This window comes from Sphingomicrobium nitratireducens (genome assembly GCF_026157035.1).
Classification (GTDB): Bacteria; Pseudomonadota; Alphaproteobacteria; order Sphingomonadales; family Sphingomonadaceae; genus Sphingomicrobium; species Sphingomicrobium nitratireducens.
Genome location: NZ_JANJZA010000001.1, coordinates 1,884,807 through 1,899,162, shown reverse-complemented (window position 1 = coordinate 1,899,162; position 14,356 = coordinate 1,884,807). Strand labels below are relative to the sequence as shown.

The 14,356-nt window shown below is 66.0% G+C and carries 16 protein-coding genes; 10 read left to right on the top strand and 6 right to left on the bottom strand.

The genetic code is table 11. The features are described 5' to 3' along the window. Positions 1-35 precede the first annotated feature (35 nt). Together clpA and NNY25_RS09660 are read right to left on the bottom strand one after the other, a co-directional pair. Complete coding sequence (gene clpA / locus NNY25_RS09665; protein ID WP_265571156.1) at positions 36-2,393, bottom strand: ATP-dependent Clp protease ATP-binding subunit ClpA; 2,358 nt, start codon at positions 2,391-2,393, stop codon at positions 36-38. A 93-nt stretch (positions 2,394-2,486) separates the two neighbouring features. Beyond that, positions 2,487-2,678 carry a DUF1192 domain-containing protein gene (locus tag NNY25_RS09660; protein WP_265571155.1) on the bottom strand — a complete coding sequence of 64 codons (192 nt, stop codon included), beginning with the start codon at positions 2,676-2,678 and terminating at the stop codon, positions 2,487-2,489. A gap of 86 nt (positions 2,679-2,764) precedes the next feature. Here NNY25_RS09660 and NNY25_RS09655 point away from each other — a divergent pair, with 86 nt between their 5' ends. Further along, positions 2,765-3,742, top strand: a complete 978-nt coding sequence (locus NNY25_RS09655) for an NAD(P)H-quinone oxidoreductase (protein WP_265571533.1) — start codon at positions 2,765-2,767, stop codon at positions 3,740-3,742. Here NNY25_RS09655 and NNY25_RS09650 read toward each other — a convergent pair. Further along, on the bottom strand, positions 3,739-4,200 hold the full coding sequence (locus NNY25_RS09650; RefSeq protein ID WP_265571154.1) for an Lrp/AsnC family transcriptional regulator: 462 nt from the start codon (positions 4,198-4,200) through the stop codon (positions 3,739-3,741). The genes NNY25_RS09655 and NNY25_RS09650 overlap by 4 nt on opposite strands. A gap of 116 nt (positions 4,201-4,316) precedes the next feature. Here NNY25_RS09650 and megL point away from each other — a divergent pair, with 116 nt between their 5' ends. Next, a complete protein-coding gene (gene megL, locus NNY25_RS09645) occupies positions 4,317-5,555 on the top strand; it encodes a methionine gamma-lyase (RefSeq protein WP_265571153.1) in 1,239 nt (412 codons plus the stop codon). On the opposite strand, the gene NNY25_RS09640 is transcribed toward megL, so the two are convergent. Next, positions 5,552-5,803 (bottom strand): hypothetical protein, encoded by a 252-nt coding sequence (locus NNY25_RS09640; protein ID WP_265571151.1) that lies wholly within the window; start codon positions 5,801-5,803, stop codon positions 5,552-5,554. The two genes, megL and NNY25_RS09640, sit on opposite strands and share 4 nt — an antisense overlap. Positions 5,804-6,025: 222 nt before the next feature. Here NNY25_RS09640 and NNY25_RS09635 point away from each other — a divergent pair, with 222 nt between their 5' ends. The 7 genes from NNY25_RS09635 (at position 6,026) to tgt (ending at position 11,318) form a co-directional block, all read left to right on the top strand. Then, positions 6,026-6,700 (top strand): DUF1013 domain-containing protein, encoded by a 675-nt coding sequence (locus NNY25_RS09635; protein WP_265571531.1) that lies wholly within the window; start codon positions 6,026-6,028, stop codon positions 6,698-6,700. 31 nt (positions 6,701-6,731) lie between these two features. Then, positions 6,732-6,980: an exodeoxyribonuclease VII small subunit gene (locus NNY25_RS09630; RefSeq protein ID WP_265571150.1), complete on the top strand. Its 249-nt coding sequence runs from the start codon at positions 6,732-6,734 to the stop codon at positions 6,978-6,980. Further along, on the top strand, positions 6,970-7,884 hold the full coding sequence (locus NNY25_RS09625; protein ID WP_265571149.1) for a polyprenyl synthetase family protein: 915 nt from the start codon (positions 6,970-6,972) through the stop codon (positions 7,882-7,884). The genes NNY25_RS09630 and NNY25_RS09625 overlap by 11 nt, the downstream gene beginning before the upstream one ends. Before the next feature lies 1 nt (position 7,885). Beyond that, positions 7,886-8,368 carry a pantetheine-phosphate adenylyltransferase gene (gene coaD / locus NNY25_RS09620; protein ID WP_265571148.1) on the top strand — a complete coding sequence of 161 codons (483 nt, stop codon included), beginning with the start codon at positions 7,886-7,888 and terminating at the stop codon, positions 8,366-8,368. Between the two features lie 100 nt (positions 8,369-8,468). Next, complete coding sequence (locus NNY25_RS09615) at positions 8,469-9,125, top strand: peptidylprolyl isomerase (RefSeq protein WP_265571146.1); 657 nt, start codon at positions 8,469-8,471, stop codon at positions 9,123-9,125. Beyond that, positions 9,125-10,153, top strand: coding sequence for a tRNA preQ1(34) S-adenosylmethionine ribosyltransferase-isomerase QueA (queA, locus tag NNY25_RS09610; protein ID WP_265571144.1), 1,029 nt, complete (start codon positions 9,125-9,127; stop codon positions 10,151-10,153). The genes NNY25_RS09615 and queA overlap by 1 nt, the downstream gene beginning before the upstream one ends. A 34-nt stretch (positions 10,154-10,187) precedes the next feature. After that, on the top strand, positions 10,188-11,318 hold the full coding sequence (tgt, locus tag NNY25_RS09605; RefSeq protein ID WP_265571142.1) for a tRNA guanosine(34) transglycosylase Tgt: 1,131 nt from the start codon (positions 10,188-10,190) through the stop codon (positions 11,316-11,318). A gap of 3 nt (positions 11,319-11,321) precedes the next feature. Here tgt and NNY25_RS09600 read toward each other — a convergent pair whose 3' ends face one another. Beyond that, positions 11,322-12,728: a DEAD/DEAH box helicase gene (locus NNY25_RS09600; protein ID WP_265571140.1), complete on the bottom strand. Its 1,407-nt coding sequence runs from the start codon at positions 12,726-12,728 to the stop codon at positions 11,322-11,324. Positions 12,729-12,818: 90 nt separating this feature from the next. After that, positions 12,819-13,286: a hypothetical protein gene (locus NNY25_RS09595; protein WP_265571139.1), complete on the bottom strand. Its 468-nt coding sequence runs from the start codon at positions 13,284-13,286 to the stop codon at positions 12,819-12,821. Positions 13,287-13,512: 226 nt separating this feature from the next. Between NNY25_RS09595 and NNY25_RS09590 the strand changes: the two genes are divergently transcribed. Then, on the top strand, positions 13,513-14,319 hold the full coding sequence (locus NNY25_RS09590; protein ID WP_265571137.1) for a SapC family protein: 807 nt from the start codon (positions 13,513-13,515) through the stop codon (positions 14,317-14,319). Positions 14,320-14,356 lie beyond the last annotated feature (37 nt).

Sequence of the window (14,356 nt, the reverse complement as noted above, 5' to 3'; positions counted from 1 at the left end):
ACGGCCGCGCCGCTGCTGTGAAGCCTCGGTGAAGACTATTCGCCGGACTTTTCCGCAGTGTCCTTCTTGCGCGGCGCCGCCTTCCTGGCCGCGGGCTTCTTCTTCGCGGGCGGCTTGCGCTTGGGCTTGGGCGGGGTCGGCACGATCTCGAAGACCGGCTTGTCGTCCTTGATGAACACCTTGACCTCGCCGCCATCGACAAGCTTGCCGAACAATAGTTCCTCGGCGAGCGGCTGCTTGATCTTCTCCTGCACCAGGCGCGCCATCGGACGAGCACCGTAGAGCTTGTCGTATCCCTTCGCGACGAGCCACTCGCGCGCCTTGTCGTCGAGGTCGATGTGCACGTTGCGGTCGGCAAGCTGCAGTTCGAGCTGGAGGATGAACTTGTCGACCACTCGCGCGACCACCGCGGGCGGCAGGTAGCCGAACGGGACCACCGCATCGAGACGGTTGCGGAACTCGGGCGTGAACATCTTCTTGACCGCGTCTTCCTGCGCGTCCTCGCGCGTGACGTTGCCGAAACCGATGCTCTCGCGCGCCATGTCGGCAGCGCCCGCATTGGTCGTCATGATGAGGATAGTGTTGCGGAAATCGACCGTCTTGCCGTGGTGGTCGGTCAGCTGCCCGTTGTCCATCACCTGAAGGAGGATGTTGAACAGGTCGGGGTGCGCCTTCTCGATCTCGTCGAGCAACAGCACCGAGTGCGGATGCTGGTCGACCGCGTCGGTCAGGAGGCCGCCCTGATCGTAGCCGACATAGCCCGGAGGCGCGCCGATCAGGCGGCTGACCGCGTGGCGCTCCATATATTCGGACATGTCGAAGCGCTGGAGCGGGATGCCCATGATCGAGGCGAGCTGGCGCGCGACCTCGGTCTTGCCGACGCCGGTGGGCCCCGAAAAGAGATAGTTGCCGATCGGCTTGTCAGGATCGCGCAGGCCCGCACGCGACAGCTTGATCGCGGAGGCGAGCTTCTCGATCGCGATGTCCTGCCCGAACACGACGCGCTTGAGGTCGGTCTCGAGCGTCTCGAGCACGCGCTTGTCGTCGGTCGACACGCTCTTGGGCGGGATGCGCGCCATCGTCGCCACGACCGCCTCGATGTCGGCGACCGCGATGGTCTTCTTGCGCTTGGACGGCGGCTTGAGCATCTGCATCGCGCCGACTTCGTCGATCACGTCGATCGCCTTGTCGGGCAGCTTGCGGTCGTTGATGTAGCGGTCCGACAGTTCGACCGCGCTCTTGATCGCATCGGGCAGGTAGCGGACCTTGTGGTGTTCCTCGAAATTGGACCGCAGGCCCATCAGGATCTTGATCGTGTCCTCGACCGTCGGCTCGGTGATGTCGATCTTCTGGAAGCGCCGCAGCAGGGCGCGGTCCTTCTCGAAATGGTTGCGGAATTCCTTGTAGGTGGTCGACCCGATGCAGCGGATCGCGCCCGACGACAGCGCAGGTTTCAGGAGGTTCGACGCATCCATCGCGCCGCCCGAGGTCGCGCCCGCGCCGATCACCGTGTGAATCTCGTCGATGAACAGTACCGCGTGGGGCATCTTCTCGAGCTCGGTGACGACCTGCTTCAACCGCTCCTCGAAGTCGCCGCGATAGCGCGTGCCGGCGAGGAGCGCGCCCATGTCGAGCGCGTAGATGACCGCTTCCTTGAGCACGTCGGGGACGTCGCCTTCGATGATCTTGCGCGCGAGGCCTTCCGCGATCGCGGTCTTGCCGACGCCCGGATCGCCTACATAGAGCGGGTTGTTCTTCGAGCGGCGACACAGGATCTGGATAGTCCGGTCGACTTCGCTCGATCGCCCGATCAGGGGGTCGATCTTGCCGTCCTTGGCCTTCTGGTTGAGGTTCACCGTGAACTGCTGGAGCGCGCTCTCCTTCTTGTCGCTTGACTTAGTCTCGGTCGGCTCGTCGTTGGAAGAGGTCTCGGGCGTCTCCGAGATGCTCGGCTCGCCCTTGCCCACGCCGTGGCTGATATAGGTCACCGCATCGAGCCGGCTCATGTCCTGCTGCTGGAGGAAATAGACTGCATAGCTCTCGCGCTCGGAGAAGAGCGCGACCAGCAGGTTCGCCCCCGTCACCTCGTCGCGGCCCGACGACTGGACGTGAAGAATGGCGCGCTGGACGACGCGCTGGAAGCCGCTGGTGGGGTTGGGATCGGTCGCGCTGTCGGACACCAGCGCACCCAGTTCGCTGTCGAGATACTGCTTGACCGTCGCGCGCAATTCCTCGCGGTCGACTCCGCAGGCCGCCATCACCTGCGCGGCATGCTCGTCGTCGATCAGCGCGATCAGGAGATGCTCGAGCGTCGCGTATTCGTGGCGGCGCTTGGACGCCTCGCCGAGGGCGTTGTGCAGCGTCTGTTCGAGTTCACGGGCGAAACTGGGCATCGATGACTTCTCCTTACCCAAACAACATCGGGAGGGCGGCGGGGGCAATCAAGGGCGAGCCCCGAAACGGTCGGCAAAGGCCCCCCGCACGCCTCATTTCTTGAACAGGGCGTCCGCGGCGCTGAGATGGCTGGACTTGCCGGCCTTGTGGGCCTCGGTGCGCACGATCTCGGCCTTCAGGAGCGCCACGCGGCTGTCGAGTTCGGCGAGCGAGAGAGGGTCGAGGTCTTCCTTGCCGAGCAGGTTGATGGGATCGTCGGCGCGGAAGTCGTCTTCTTCGTCCATGGCAGCAGCGTTGACCCGTGCGCCCCCCGAGTCAATAAGCCGACTCACGTCTTGCTAGGAGTTTCGCGTTGAGCCTGCCCACGACGATGCGCGCGATCGCGATCGCGGCTCCCGGAGGTCCCGAACAGTTGCAGATCGCCGAGCTGCCGGTGCCCCGGCCGGGCCCTCGCGAAGTGCTCGTCCGCGTCGCCGCGGCCGGCGTCAACCGCCCCGACGTGCTCCAGCGCATGGGCCTCTATCCGCCCCCGCCGGGCGCGCCAGACACGCCCGGTCTCGAGATTGCGGGCGAGGTGGTCGCAGGAGGCGAGGGGGCGACCCACTGGATCGGCCGCAAGGTGTGCGCACTTGTCGCGGGCGGCGGCTATGCCGACTATTGCCTCGCGCCTGTCGAGACCCTGCTCGACGTCCCCGAAATCCTTTCGATGGAAGAAGCCGCGGCGCTGCCCGAGACGCTGTTCACCGTGTGGACCAACCTGTTCGAACGAGGCTTCGCCGCCGACGGCGACATCGTCCTCGTGCATGGCGGGACCAGCGGCATCGGGACGATGGCGATCAAGCTCGCGCGCCTGTTCGGGCTGCAGGTCATCGTCACTTGCGGCAGCGAGGAAAAATGCGAGGCGGCGCTCGATTTGGGCGCCAACCAGGCGATCAACTACAGGACCGAAGAGTTCGAGAGCCGGGTCAAGGACATGACCGAGGGGCGCGGGGTCGACGTCGTGCTCGACATGGTCGGCGGCGACTATGTCCCGCGCAACCTGGCCTGCCTTGCGCTCGGCGGGCGTCACGTCTCGATCGCCTTCCAGCGCGGCGCCGAGGCCAGCGTCAACATCATGGACGTGATGCGCCGCCGCCTGATCCTGACCGGCTCGACGCTGCGGCCGCGCGGCCTCGACTATAAGGGCATGGTGCGCGACACGCTTCTCGAGACGGTGTGGCCCTATGTCGAGGGCAACCGCCTGCACCCCGCCATGGACAAGGCCTATCCGCTGGAAGAAGCCGGAGCGGCGCACGCCCGGATGGAAGCGGGCGACCATGTCGGCAAGATCGTGCTGACGACGACTTAGGGTTTGCGATAGACGCGCGCTTCCTTGACGCGCTTCAGGGAGAAGCTCGTCTCGATCGACGACACGCCCGTAATTTGGTGGATCTCCTCACGCATGAAGCGCTGGTAATCGTCGAGGTCGGCAACGACGACGCGCAGGAGATAGTCCGCGCTGCCGGTTAGAAGGTGGCACTCGACCACCTCCTCGAGCCCCGCGATCGCCTCCTCGAACCCCTCGACCGCCTCGCTCGAATGGCGTTCGAGCGAAATGCGCACGAACAAGGTAAGCGGCAGCCCGTAGGCCTTTTCGTCGAGGATCGCGGTGTATCCGCGGATGACGCCCGCTTCCTCGAGCTGGCGCACGCGGCGCAGGCAGGGGGAGGGGGAGAGGTGCACCTTCTCCGCCAAGGCGAGATTCGACTGGCGCCCGTCCTCCTGGAGGGCGCGCAAGATGGCGATATCGGTCTTGTCCAGCTTCATGATTGGCAGGTTATGCCAAATTTCACGCAGTAACCAGACATCATTGGTCACTCATGCTGCGACATTGCGCATATTTTGTCTTTCGAACAGCATCATCACCCATGGAGTCGCCCGAAATGGCCACCGATTTCTTCGACATGATCGACCGCGAGAACCAAGCCGCCGCCAAGAGCGAAGGCCGCCGCGACCGCGCTTTTGCGACCGAGGCGATTCACGCCGGGTACGATCCTGCCGACGAACAGGGCGCGCTGAGCGCCCCGGTGCATTTCTCCTCGACCTTCACCACCCAGACCGCCGAAACGCTCGGCGCACGCTTCGCGGGCGAGGAAGGCGGCCACATCTATTCGCGCATCTCCAACCCGACCGTCGACTTGCTCGAACGCCGCATCGCGGTGCTCGAAGGCGCCGAAGCCGCGCTGGGCACCGGCTCTGGAATGGGCGCGATCTCGGCGGCGCTGTGGACGCTGCTGTCGCCCGGTGACGAGCTGGTCGCCGACAAGACGCTCTACGGCTGTACCTACGCGCTGCTCCACGAAGGCCTCGCCAAGTTCGGCATCGTCGTGCGCCACGTCGACTTGACCGATCTCGACGCGCTTGCCGCAGCGATCGGGCCGAAAACCCGCGCGGTCTATTTCGAGACGCCCGCCAACCCCAATATGCGCATCGTCGACATCGAAGCCGTGTCTTCGCTGGCGCGCGGCGGCGGCGCGCTGACCATCGTCGACAACACCTATGCGACGCCATACCTCACGCGTCCCATCTCGTTCGGCGCCGACCTCGTCGTGCACAGCGCGACCAAGTATCTGGGCGGTCACGGCGACGTCGTCGCGGGTATCGTCGCGGGCTCGGCCGAGCTGATCGGCGAGATCCGCATGAAGGGCCTCAAGGACATGACCGGCGCGGTGATGAACCCGCTGGCCGCCATGCTGGTGATGCGCGGTCTGAAGACGCTGCCGCTGCGCATGGAGCGTCATTCGCACAGCGCCGGCATCGTCGCGCGCTGGCTCGACGCGCACCCTGCGGTCGACACGGTCTTCTACCCGGGCCTCGAAAACGATCCGGGCCACGCAGTCGCCAAGCGCCAGATGGCCGATTTCGGCGGTATGGTCGCATTCGAACTGAAGGGCGGCATGGGCGCCGGCATGGATCTCATCCGCCGCGTCGAGCTGATCCATTGCGCGGTCAGCCTCGGCAATGCCGAGACGCTGATCCAGCACCCCGCCTCGATGACCCATTCGACCTACGCGCCCGAGGCGCGCGCGCTTCACGGCATTTCGGAAGGGCTGGTCCGTCTTTCGGTGGGCCTGGAAGCGCCAGAGGACATCCTCGCCGACCTCGACGCGGCGCTGGCCTAGGCTTCACCCGTTCCGGCAGAGGTCGCGAGCACGCGCGCCTTGAGTGCTTCGGCCGCGCGATCGCGCGTGACGCCGCTGACGCTGGCGCGCTGTTCCATGGCCGCCTCGACGTCGGCGTGCCACAGACCAGGCCCCGCGCGCCAGACGTAACCCAGCCATTGCCCGCCATGGTAGACGTGGAACGCGTGGTCGGGGAGGCTGACACGCAACCTCGACCACCAGCCGATCTTCTTGAAGCGGAATTCCACGATTAACTTCCCGAACAACGCAACTCTTGAAAATGCCATTTAACGAGTCGAATCTTTAACACCAGTTAATTTTCGATACGTGTCCGCAACTGTCCGCAACGAGCAATTCAAGCGTGTCTTGCTCTCTTGGCGCGAAAAGCCTACATCGTCCCCCGACGCTGGCCGTCCCGGGGAGGGGCGGCCCTTATTGTTTTTGGAGGATCCACCGTGGCCCACCCCCTCATGCCGCACGCTACCGCCGCCTGGCTGGTCGACAATACTTCGCTGAGCTTCACCCAGATCGCGGAATTCTGCGGTCTTCACATCCTCGAGGTGCAGGCGATTGCCGACGATACCGCCGCGACCAAGCTGACCGGGCGCGATCCCATCCGTGCGGGCGAGCTGACCCACGAGGAGATCGAGAAGGGCCAGGCCGACGGCGACTATCGTCTCCACATCATCAAGGCGAACGACGCGCCGGTGCGCACCAAGGGCCCGCGCTACACGCCGGTCTCCAAGCGCCAGGACAAGCCCGACGGCATCGCGTGGATCATCAAGAACCACCCCGACGTCACCGACGGCCAAATTTCCAAGCTGATCGGCACCACGCGTACCACGATCGCCTCGATCCGCGACCGCTCGCACTGGAACATGGCCAACATCCAGCCCAAGGATCCGGTCACCCTCGGCCTGACCTCGCAGCGCGAACTCGATGCCGCGGTCGCCAAGGCGGCCAAGGCCAGTGGTAACGCCGTGGCCGACACCGCGCCGAGCGCCGAGGACCGCGAAGCGCTGATCAGCCAGCTGCGCGCCGAGCGCGAGCGCCAAGCCGCCCAGGCCGAAGCCGCGCTGGCCGCCGAGGCCGACGACGGGTCGGACGAGATCGTCCCGGGCATCAAGGACCCGTTCAAGCATTGATTCGGGGCCGGTCCCTCGGCACAGTCGCGCCATGACCGACCAGAAACCCGATGTTGCGAGCCTCGATTTCGAGGCCGCGCTCGCCGAACTCGAAACCATCGTCCGCTCGCTCGAGGCGGGGGACGAGAGCCTCGACGCCTCGATCGCGCTCTACCAGCGCGGCGAAGCGCTCAAGAAGCATTGCGAGGCGCGCCTCAAGGATGCGCGCATGCGGATCGAACAGCTGACCTTCGACGAGAAGGGGCAGCCGAGCGGTGCCGCCCAGTTCGATGCCGGCTGAGGCCGTGGCCGGACTTCCGCCGCTCCTGGGCGAGGAAGCCGCGCGCGTCGCCGCCAAGGTCGATGCGCTGTTCACGACTATTCTCGCGCTGCCCGGCGATCGCCGCGACCGCCTCTATGAAGCGATGGGTCATGCCGCGATCGGCGGGGGCAAGCGGATGCGTCCGCTCCTCACCGTGGCCGCCGCGCGCCTGTTCGCGATCGACGAGGAGCGTGCGCTGCGCGTCGGCACCGCGATCGAGGCGATCCACGTCTATTCGCTGATCCACGACGACCTGCCCTGCATGGACGACGACGACCTGCGGCGCGGCAAGGCGACCGTCCACAAGGCGTTCGACGAATGCACCGCGGTGCTCGCGGGCGACAGCCTCCATGCGCTTGCCTTCGACATCCTCGCCGACGAGGCCACGCACGAGCGTCCCTCCGTCCGCACCGAACTGGTGCGCGCGCTGGCGCGGGCGTCGGGACCGCAGGGCATGGCCGGCGGGCAGATGATGGACCTCGTCGCCGAAGGCGAGCAGCTCGACCTCGGCGCGATCACGCGGCTCCAGCAGTTGAAGACCGGCGCGCTGATCGAATATTGCGTCGAGGCCGCCTGCATCATGGCGCGTCTACCCGCCGACAAGCGTACCCCCTATCACGGATATGCCCGCAATGTCGGGCTCGCCTTCCAGATCGCCGACGACCTGATCGACCATGGCGGCGACGAGGAAAAGGCGGGCAAGCGGGTCGGCAAGGACGCTGCGGCCGGTAAGGCGACCTTCGTCTCGCTGCTCGGCGAGGAGCGTGCCCGCGCGCAGGCCGACATGCTCGTCGACCAGGCGATCGAACATCTCTCGGGCCACGGCAAGGAAGCGGACCTGCTTCGCGCCATCGCCCGCTATGCGGTGGAAAGGGACCATTGATATGACCCGGCGCATCGGCGTTTATCCCGGCACGTTCGACCCCATCACGCTGGGGCATCTCGACATCATCCGGCGCTCGGCGCACCTCGTCGACCGGCTGGTCATCGGGGTCACCACCAACCCGTCAAAATCGCCCATGTTCACGGTCGAGGAGCGGCTCGACATGGTTCGCCGCGAAGTCGAGGGGCTGCCCGGCGAGATCGACGTCGTCTCGTTCGATTCGCTGCTGATGGACTTCGCGCAAAGCCAGGACGCCTCGCTGATCGTGCGCGGTCTGCGCGCGGTCGCGGATTTCGAATACGAATATCAGATGGCGGGCATGAACCAGCAGCTGAACGACGAAATCGAGACCGTCTTCCTGATGGCCGACGTTTCGCTCCAACCGATCGCCTCCAGGCTGGTCAAGGAGATCGCGCGCTACGGCGGGCCGATCGACAAGTTCGTGACGCCCGCGGTCGCCGCCGACGTCGCCGCCAAGCTCTAGGCAGCGCCATCCGCCATTCATCTTTGCAGCGCTAAAGGGGCTGGCGAGCCGCCGGCCTTTTCGCTAGGCGGTGCAGGCATTTACCGGTGGAGGGGAAGACATGCGCAAGTTGGTTTTCGGTTTGGCTCTCGGTCTGGCGGCGATGAGCGCGCCTGCGGTCGCGAAGGACCCACTTCCGCTGCCCAAATATGTCTCGCACAAGGCGCCCGACGAGATCAAAGCCGATCCAGCCAACCACCTCTACCTCGACCTGTCGAACGGCGGCACGGTCGAGGTGCTGCTGCGTCCCGACGTCGCCCCGCTGCACGTCTATCGGATCCAGCAGCTGGCCAGCTCGGGCTTTTACAACGGCCTGAGCTTCCATCGCGTGATCCCCAATTTCATGGCGCAGGGCGGCGATCCGGCGGGTAACGGCTCGGGCGGCTCCTCGCTCCCCGATCTTCCGGCCGAATTCAATCGCCTGCCGCACGTGCGCGGCGCGCTCGCCATGGCCCGCGCCGAGGACGAGAACAGCGCCAACAGCCAGTTCTACATCATGTTCGACAGCGTGCTGAAACTCGACTTCGACTACACCGTCGTCGGCCGCGTGATGGGCGGCATGGACGCGGTCGACGCGATCGCGCCGGGCGAACCGCCCGCGCAGCCGACCAAGATTCTCGCCGCGCGCCTCGGGGGCCCGCTCCCGGCCGCGCCGATGGTGACCGAGACGGTCGCGACCGAGAGCGACGAGGTCGCCGAGGACAGCGCCGACAGCTGATGCGCGTCGACAGTTTCGACTTCGACCTGCCGCAGGAGCTGATCGCGCTGCGGCCGGCTTCGCCGCGCGACGCCGCGCGCCTGCTTCACGTCGTCGGCGACACGATCGCCGACCGCGCGGTACTCGACCTGCCCGACCTCCTGCGTCCCGACGACGTGCTCGTCTTCAACGACACGCGCGTCATCCCCGCCCAGCTCGAGGGGCGCCGCGGCGAAGCGAAGGTCGGCGCCACGCTCCACAAGCGTGAGGGGCTGCGCCAATGGTGGGCCTTCGTGCGCAATGCCAAGCGCCTGCGCGACGGCGAAACGGTCGACTTCGGCCAGGGTGTCGAGGCAACGGCACTGCGCCGCGGCGACGACGGCGCGATCCTGTTCGATTTTCACGGCGACGAGCCCGTCGAGGTACTGCTCGAGCGCGCGGGCACGATGCCACTACCTCCCTACATCGCCTCCAAGCGCGGCACCGACGAACGCGACCGCTCGGACTACCAGACCATGTTTGCGCGCGAGGATGGCGCGGTTGCGGCGCCCACCGCCTCGCTCCACTTCACCGACCGGCTGGTCGAAGCGATCGACGCCAGGGGCATCGCGCGCGAGACGCTGACCCTCCATGTCGGCGCGGGGACCTTCCTGCCGGTCAAGGTCGACGATACCTCCGACCACAAGATGCACGCCGAGTGGGGCCGCATCGACGCCGTCACCGCCAGCCGCCTCAACGCCGCGCGCGCCAAAGGCGGCCGCCTGATCGCCGTAGGCACAACGGCGCTGCGGCTGCTCGAAAGCGCGGCCGACGAGGACGGCACCATCCGTCCCTTCGAGGGCGACACCGACATTTTCATCACGCCCGGCTATCGCTTTCGCGCGGTCGGCGGGCTGATGACCAATTTCCACCTTCCCAGGTCGACCCTGTTCATGCTCGTCAGCGCGCTGATGGGGCTTGATACGATGCGCGCGGCCTACGCCCACGCGATCGAGGAAGGCTACCGCTTCTACAGCTATGGCGACGGCTCGCTGCTGATCCCGGCCTAGCGCGACGCGCGGGGAGCCGCTAACAGCGCGCCCGATGCCCCGTTTCCAATTCACCATCGCCGCGACCGACGGCGCCGCGCGCACCGGCACGCTCGCCATGGAGCGCGGCGAGATCCGCACGCCCGCCTTCATGCCGGTCGGGACCGCCGCCACCGTCAAGGCAATGAAAACCGAGGCCGTCCGCGCGTCGGGCGCCGACATCATCCTCGGCAACACCTACCACCTGATGCTTCGCCCGGGTGCCGAGCGCGTCGCCAAGCTGGGCGGCCTCCACAAGTTCATGAACTGGAAGCGCCCGATCCTCACCGACAGCGGCGGCTACCAGGTGATGAGCCTCAGCGAATTGTCGAAGGTCACCGACGAGGGCGTTACATTCAGGAGCCATCTCGACGGCTCGCGCCACCTCTTGACGCCCGAGCGCTCGATCGAAGTCCAGCGGCTACTCGACAGCGACATCATCATGCAGTTCGACGAGCTCGTCCGTCCCGACGTCAGCGCAAAAAAGCAGCGCGAGGCGATGGACCGCTCGATCCGCTGGGCGAAGCGCAGCCGCGACGAATTCGACAGCGGCGGCGAGCATGCGACGCGTGCCGCGATCTTCGGGATTCAGCAGGGCGTCCTCGACGAGAAACTCCGCAAGGAAAGCGCCGACGCGCTGATCGACATCGGGTTCGACGGCTTTGCCGTCGGCGGGCTCGCCGTGGGCGAGGGGCACGAGGCCATGCTCGGCTGTCTCGACTTTGCGCCAGGTCAGCTGCCCGCCGACCGTCCGCGTTACCTGATGGGGGTGGGCAAGCCCGACGACCTCGTCGAATCGGTGCGGCGCGGGATCGACATGTTCGACTGCGTGCTGCCGACCCGCTCGGGCCGGACAGGGCAGGCCTTCACGCTCGACGGGCCGATCAACATCCGCAACGCGCGCTTTGCCGAGGACCAGTCACCGCTCGATCCCGACTGCGCCTGCCCGACCTGCGCAACCTATACGCGCGCCTATGTCCATCATCTCGTGCGCGCAGGGGAGATCCTCGGCGCGATGCTAATGACCGAGCACAATCTCAACTTTTACCAGCAGCTGATGGCGGGCATGCGCGCGGCGATCGCCGAGCAGCGCTTCGAGGCGCACGCCAACGGATTCCTCGACCGCTACCGGCGGCGCGGCAACTAGCGCCTAGCGCGCGCCGACCGACAGGAAGGACGGGACCGGTCCCGACCATTCGCCCTCGGCGACCTCGGGGGCAAGCGGTTTGGCGGGCAACGCCTTGGCGGCGGCGGTATCGGGACGATCGTCCTCGTAGGCCGCTTCGGCAGCCTCGACGCCCGGCGTCACTTCGTCGCTCTTCTTGCGGCCGCGCCCACCGCGGCGGCGACGCTTGGGCTTGTCCTCGTCGGAATTCTCGACACGGGGAGACTCGGCCTTGGGTGTCTCGGCCTTCTTCTCGGGCTCGGCCTTGGTCTCGGGTTCGGCCTTCGCCTTGCCGCCGATCTTGTGCTTGGTCAGCTTCTCGATCGCGTCGACCGCGTCGGCATCGGCGCGGGTCGCCAAGGTGATCGCGATACCGCTCGCGCCCGCGCGGCCGGTGCGGCCGATGCGGTGGACATAGTCGTCGGGCTGCCACGGCACGTCATAGTTCACGACGTGGCTGACGCCCTTGATGTCGAGCCCGCGCGCAGCGACGTCAGAGGCGACGAGGATGTTGATCTCGCCCGCCTTGAACCGGTCGAGTTCGGCGATGCGGTCCTTCTGCTCCATGTCGCCCTGGATCTGGCCGACGCGGAAGCCGTCGCGGCGCAGCTTGGAGGTGAGGTCGCGCACGGTCACCTTCTTGTTGCAGAAGACGATCGCGGTCTCGACTTCCTTGCCAGACAGGATCTCCTCGAGCATCTTCTGCTTGGCGCGCGGGGCCACCTGGACGATCTGCTGGTCGATATTCTTGTTGGCGGTCGCCGGGCGCGCCACCTCGATCATCTTGGGATCGTTGAGGAAGCGGTCCGCCAGTTTCTTGATCGGCGGCGGCATGGTCGCGGAAAACAGCATCGTCTGCCGGTTCTTGGGCAGCTTCTGGCAGATGCTCTCGATGTCCGGGATGAAGCCCATGTCGAGCATGCGGTCGGCCTCGTCGATGACAAGCAGGTCGCACGCGGTCAGCAGGATCTTGCCGCGCTCGAACAGGTCGAGCAGTCGGCCCGGCGTCGCGATCAGCACGTCGACGCCCTTCTCGAGCGCCTTGACCTGGTCGCCCATCTGCACGCCCCCGATAAGCAGCGTCATCGAGAGGTTGTGATACTTGCCGTATTTCTCGAAATTCTCGGCCACCTGCGCGGCCAGTTCGCGGGTCGGCTCGAGGATCAGCGAACGCGGCATGCGCGCCCGGCTGCGGCCCTCGGCGAGCACGTCGATCATCGGCAGCACGAAGCTCGCCGTCTTGCCGGTGCCCGTCTGGGCGATGCCGATCAGGTCCTTGCCCATCAGGACGGGCGTGATCGCCCCCTTCTGGATCGGGGTGGGCGTGTCGTAGCCCGCGTCGGACACGGCGCGCAGCAATTCATCGGAGAGGCCGAGATCGGCAAAAGACATGCAGGGTTTTTCCGGAAATATTTCAGGCTTGTCCGACGCGAGCCGGACGCGGCGGCTGACTGCCCCTAAACGGCTCGAAAGTCAAGAAATCTACTTGGAAAGCGGCTGGAGGAGCTGGACCCGTTCGATCCGGCACGACCCGCCCATGCGGGTGCGCACCGCATCGCGCCCGACGCACAGCTGTCCGTCGGTCGGCTGGAGGTAGAAGCCGCCGTAGAAATCGAGGCTCTTGCAGTCGCGGTCGGTCTGGACGCGCACGCGCTGATTGCCGCGCATCAGGAAGTCGATCGTGCGCTCGCCAGCCAGCCGTGCCCCGGCGATGCCGCGGGTCGCGAAGCATTTAGGCGCATTGAGCACGCGGTAGCTGGCGTCGGTCTTCTTCTTGGGCTGCAGGGGGATACGCAGGATCAGCTGGTTGCGGATGATCACCCTGCGCACGGGCGGCACCGCGTCCGCGCTCGCCAGCCGGGTGCCGGTGACGAGCCCGCTCGGTCGCGGCCCGTCGGGGGCAGCGATCGTCGAGCTCATGAGGGCAATGCCGGTGATCAGCGAGAACATGCGTGCGAAATCGATCCTTTCGCCCCTGCTGGCATGCGGGCCTTGAACCGGAAATGAACCCCAAACGCAACACTCGTCGACAAAATCCGCGATTTGCCCGCCGCTTTCAAGGGGATGCGGCTTGCACGCGGCCATTCGAACGCCTAGAGGCATGGCTTCGAAATTTCCGACCGGGACCAAGTGGTTGATCCGTTGGACGAACCGGTCTTCAAACAGGAGTAATTTGATGGCGAGTGAAGCGCCGAACGCCGGCCTGCCGATCCTTTACGAGGGTCTCGAACCGATCAGCACCGAGAAGCACGGCAAGCTCAAGATCGATCGCGTCGATGCGGGCAAGGTGCTCGCGAAGGTGCACGCCGTTCCCGTCACCGTCGAGGAGTTCCACCTTCTCCAGCGCAACTTCCCGGTCATCTTCTCGGCCGGCGAGAGCCCCGTGCCGCTGGCGCTGATGGGCCTCCATGAGGGCGTCAACGCTTTCGTCGACGACAACGGCAAGCTGACTGACGACTATCTGTACCTGCCCGCCTACGTGCGCCGTTATCCGTTCATGCTGGCGCGCCTCAACGAGCAGTCGGAAGAACTCTCGCTGTGCTACGACCCGACCTCGGGTGCGCTCGGCAGCAAGGGCGAGCCGCTGTTCGACAAGGACGGCAAGGCGTCGGAGCAGACCACCAAGATCCTCAAGTTCTGCGAGCAGTTCGAACAGGCTGCCCAGCGCACCGGCGCCTTCATGAAGGAGCTGATGGACATGGACCTCTTGATGGGCGGCGAAGTGTCGGTACAGCCGGAAGGCATGGACAAGCCGTTCATCTATCGCGGCTTCCAGATGATCAACGAGGAAAAGCTGCGCGAACTCAGCGGCGACAAGCTGCGCAAGATGAACCAGAACGGCATGCTGCCGGTCATCATGGCGCACCTCTTCTCGCTCGGCCAGATCCGCGAAGTGTTCGCGCGTCAGGTCGACCTGGGCAAGGGTCCCAAGGAGATCGTCGAGCTCAAGAAGGCTCGCGACAAGGCGACCGAAAACGCCTGACGCCAGGACTGCGACCTGATGAAAGGGCCGGTCCCGC

What these genes read in the sequence shown, in the direction of transcription:
- clpA (WP_265571156.1), bottom strand. Translation starts at nt 2,393, where the DNA reads ATGCCCAGTTTCGCCCGTGAACTCGAACAGACGCTGCACAACGCCCTC.
- NNY25_RS09660 (WP_265571155.1), bottom strand. Translation starts at nt 2,678, where the DNA reads ATGGACGAAGAAGACGACTTCCGCGCCGACGATCCCATCAACCTGCTC.
- NNY25_RS09655 (WP_265571533.1), top strand. Translation starts at nt 2,765, where the DNA reads ATGCGCGCGATCGCGATCGCGGCTCCCGGAGGTCCCGAACAGTTGCAG.
- NNY25_RS09650 (WP_265571154.1), bottom strand. Translation starts at nt 4,200, where the DNA reads ATGAAGCTGGACAAGACCGATATCGCCATCTTGCGCGCCCTCCAGGAG.
- megL (WP_265571153.1), top strand. Translation starts at nt 4,317, where the DNA reads ATGGCCACCGATTTCTTCGACATGATCGACCGCGAGAACCAAGCCGCC.
- NNY25_RS09635 (WP_265571531.1), top strand. Translation starts at nt 6,026, where the DNA reads ATGCCGCACGCTACCGCCGCCTGGCTGGTCGACAATACTTCGCTGAGC.
- NNY25_RS09630 (WP_265571150.1), top strand. Translation starts at nt 6,732, where the DNA reads ATGACCGACCAGAAACCCGATGTTGCGAGCCTCGATTTCGAGGCCGCG.
- NNY25_RS09625 (WP_265571149.1), top strand. Translation starts at nt 6,970, where the DNA reads ATGCCGGCTGAGGCCGTGGCCGGACTTCCGCCGCTCCTGGGCGAGGAA.
- coaD (WP_265571148.1), top strand. Translation starts at nt 7,886, where the DNA reads ATGACCCGGCGCATCGGCGTTTATCCCGGCACGTTCGACCCCATCACG.
- NNY25_RS09615 (WP_265571146.1), top strand. Translation starts at nt 8,469, where the DNA reads ATGCGCAAGTTGGTTTTCGGTTTGGCTCTCGGTCTGGCGGCGATGAGC.
- queA (WP_265571144.1), top strand. Translation starts at nt 9,125, where the DNA reads ATGCGCGTCGACAGTTTCGACTTCGACCTGCCGCAGGAGCTGATCGCG.
- tgt (WP_265571142.1), top strand. Translation starts at nt 10,188, where the DNA reads ATGCCCCGTTTCCAATTCACCATCGCCGCGACCGACGGCGCCGCGCGC.
- NNY25_RS09600 (WP_265571140.1), bottom strand. Translation starts at nt 12,728, where the DNA reads ATGTCTTTTGCCGATCTCGGCCTCTCCGATGAATTGCTGCGCGCCGTG.
- NNY25_RS09595 (WP_265571139.1), bottom strand. Translation starts at nt 13,286, where the DNA reads ATGTTCTCGCTGATCACCGGCATTGCCCTCATGAGCTCGACGATCGCT.
- NNY25_RS09590 (WP_265571137.1), top strand. Translation starts at nt 13,513, where the DNA reads ATGGCGAGTGAAGCGCCGAACGCCGGCCTGCCGATCCTTTACGAGGGT.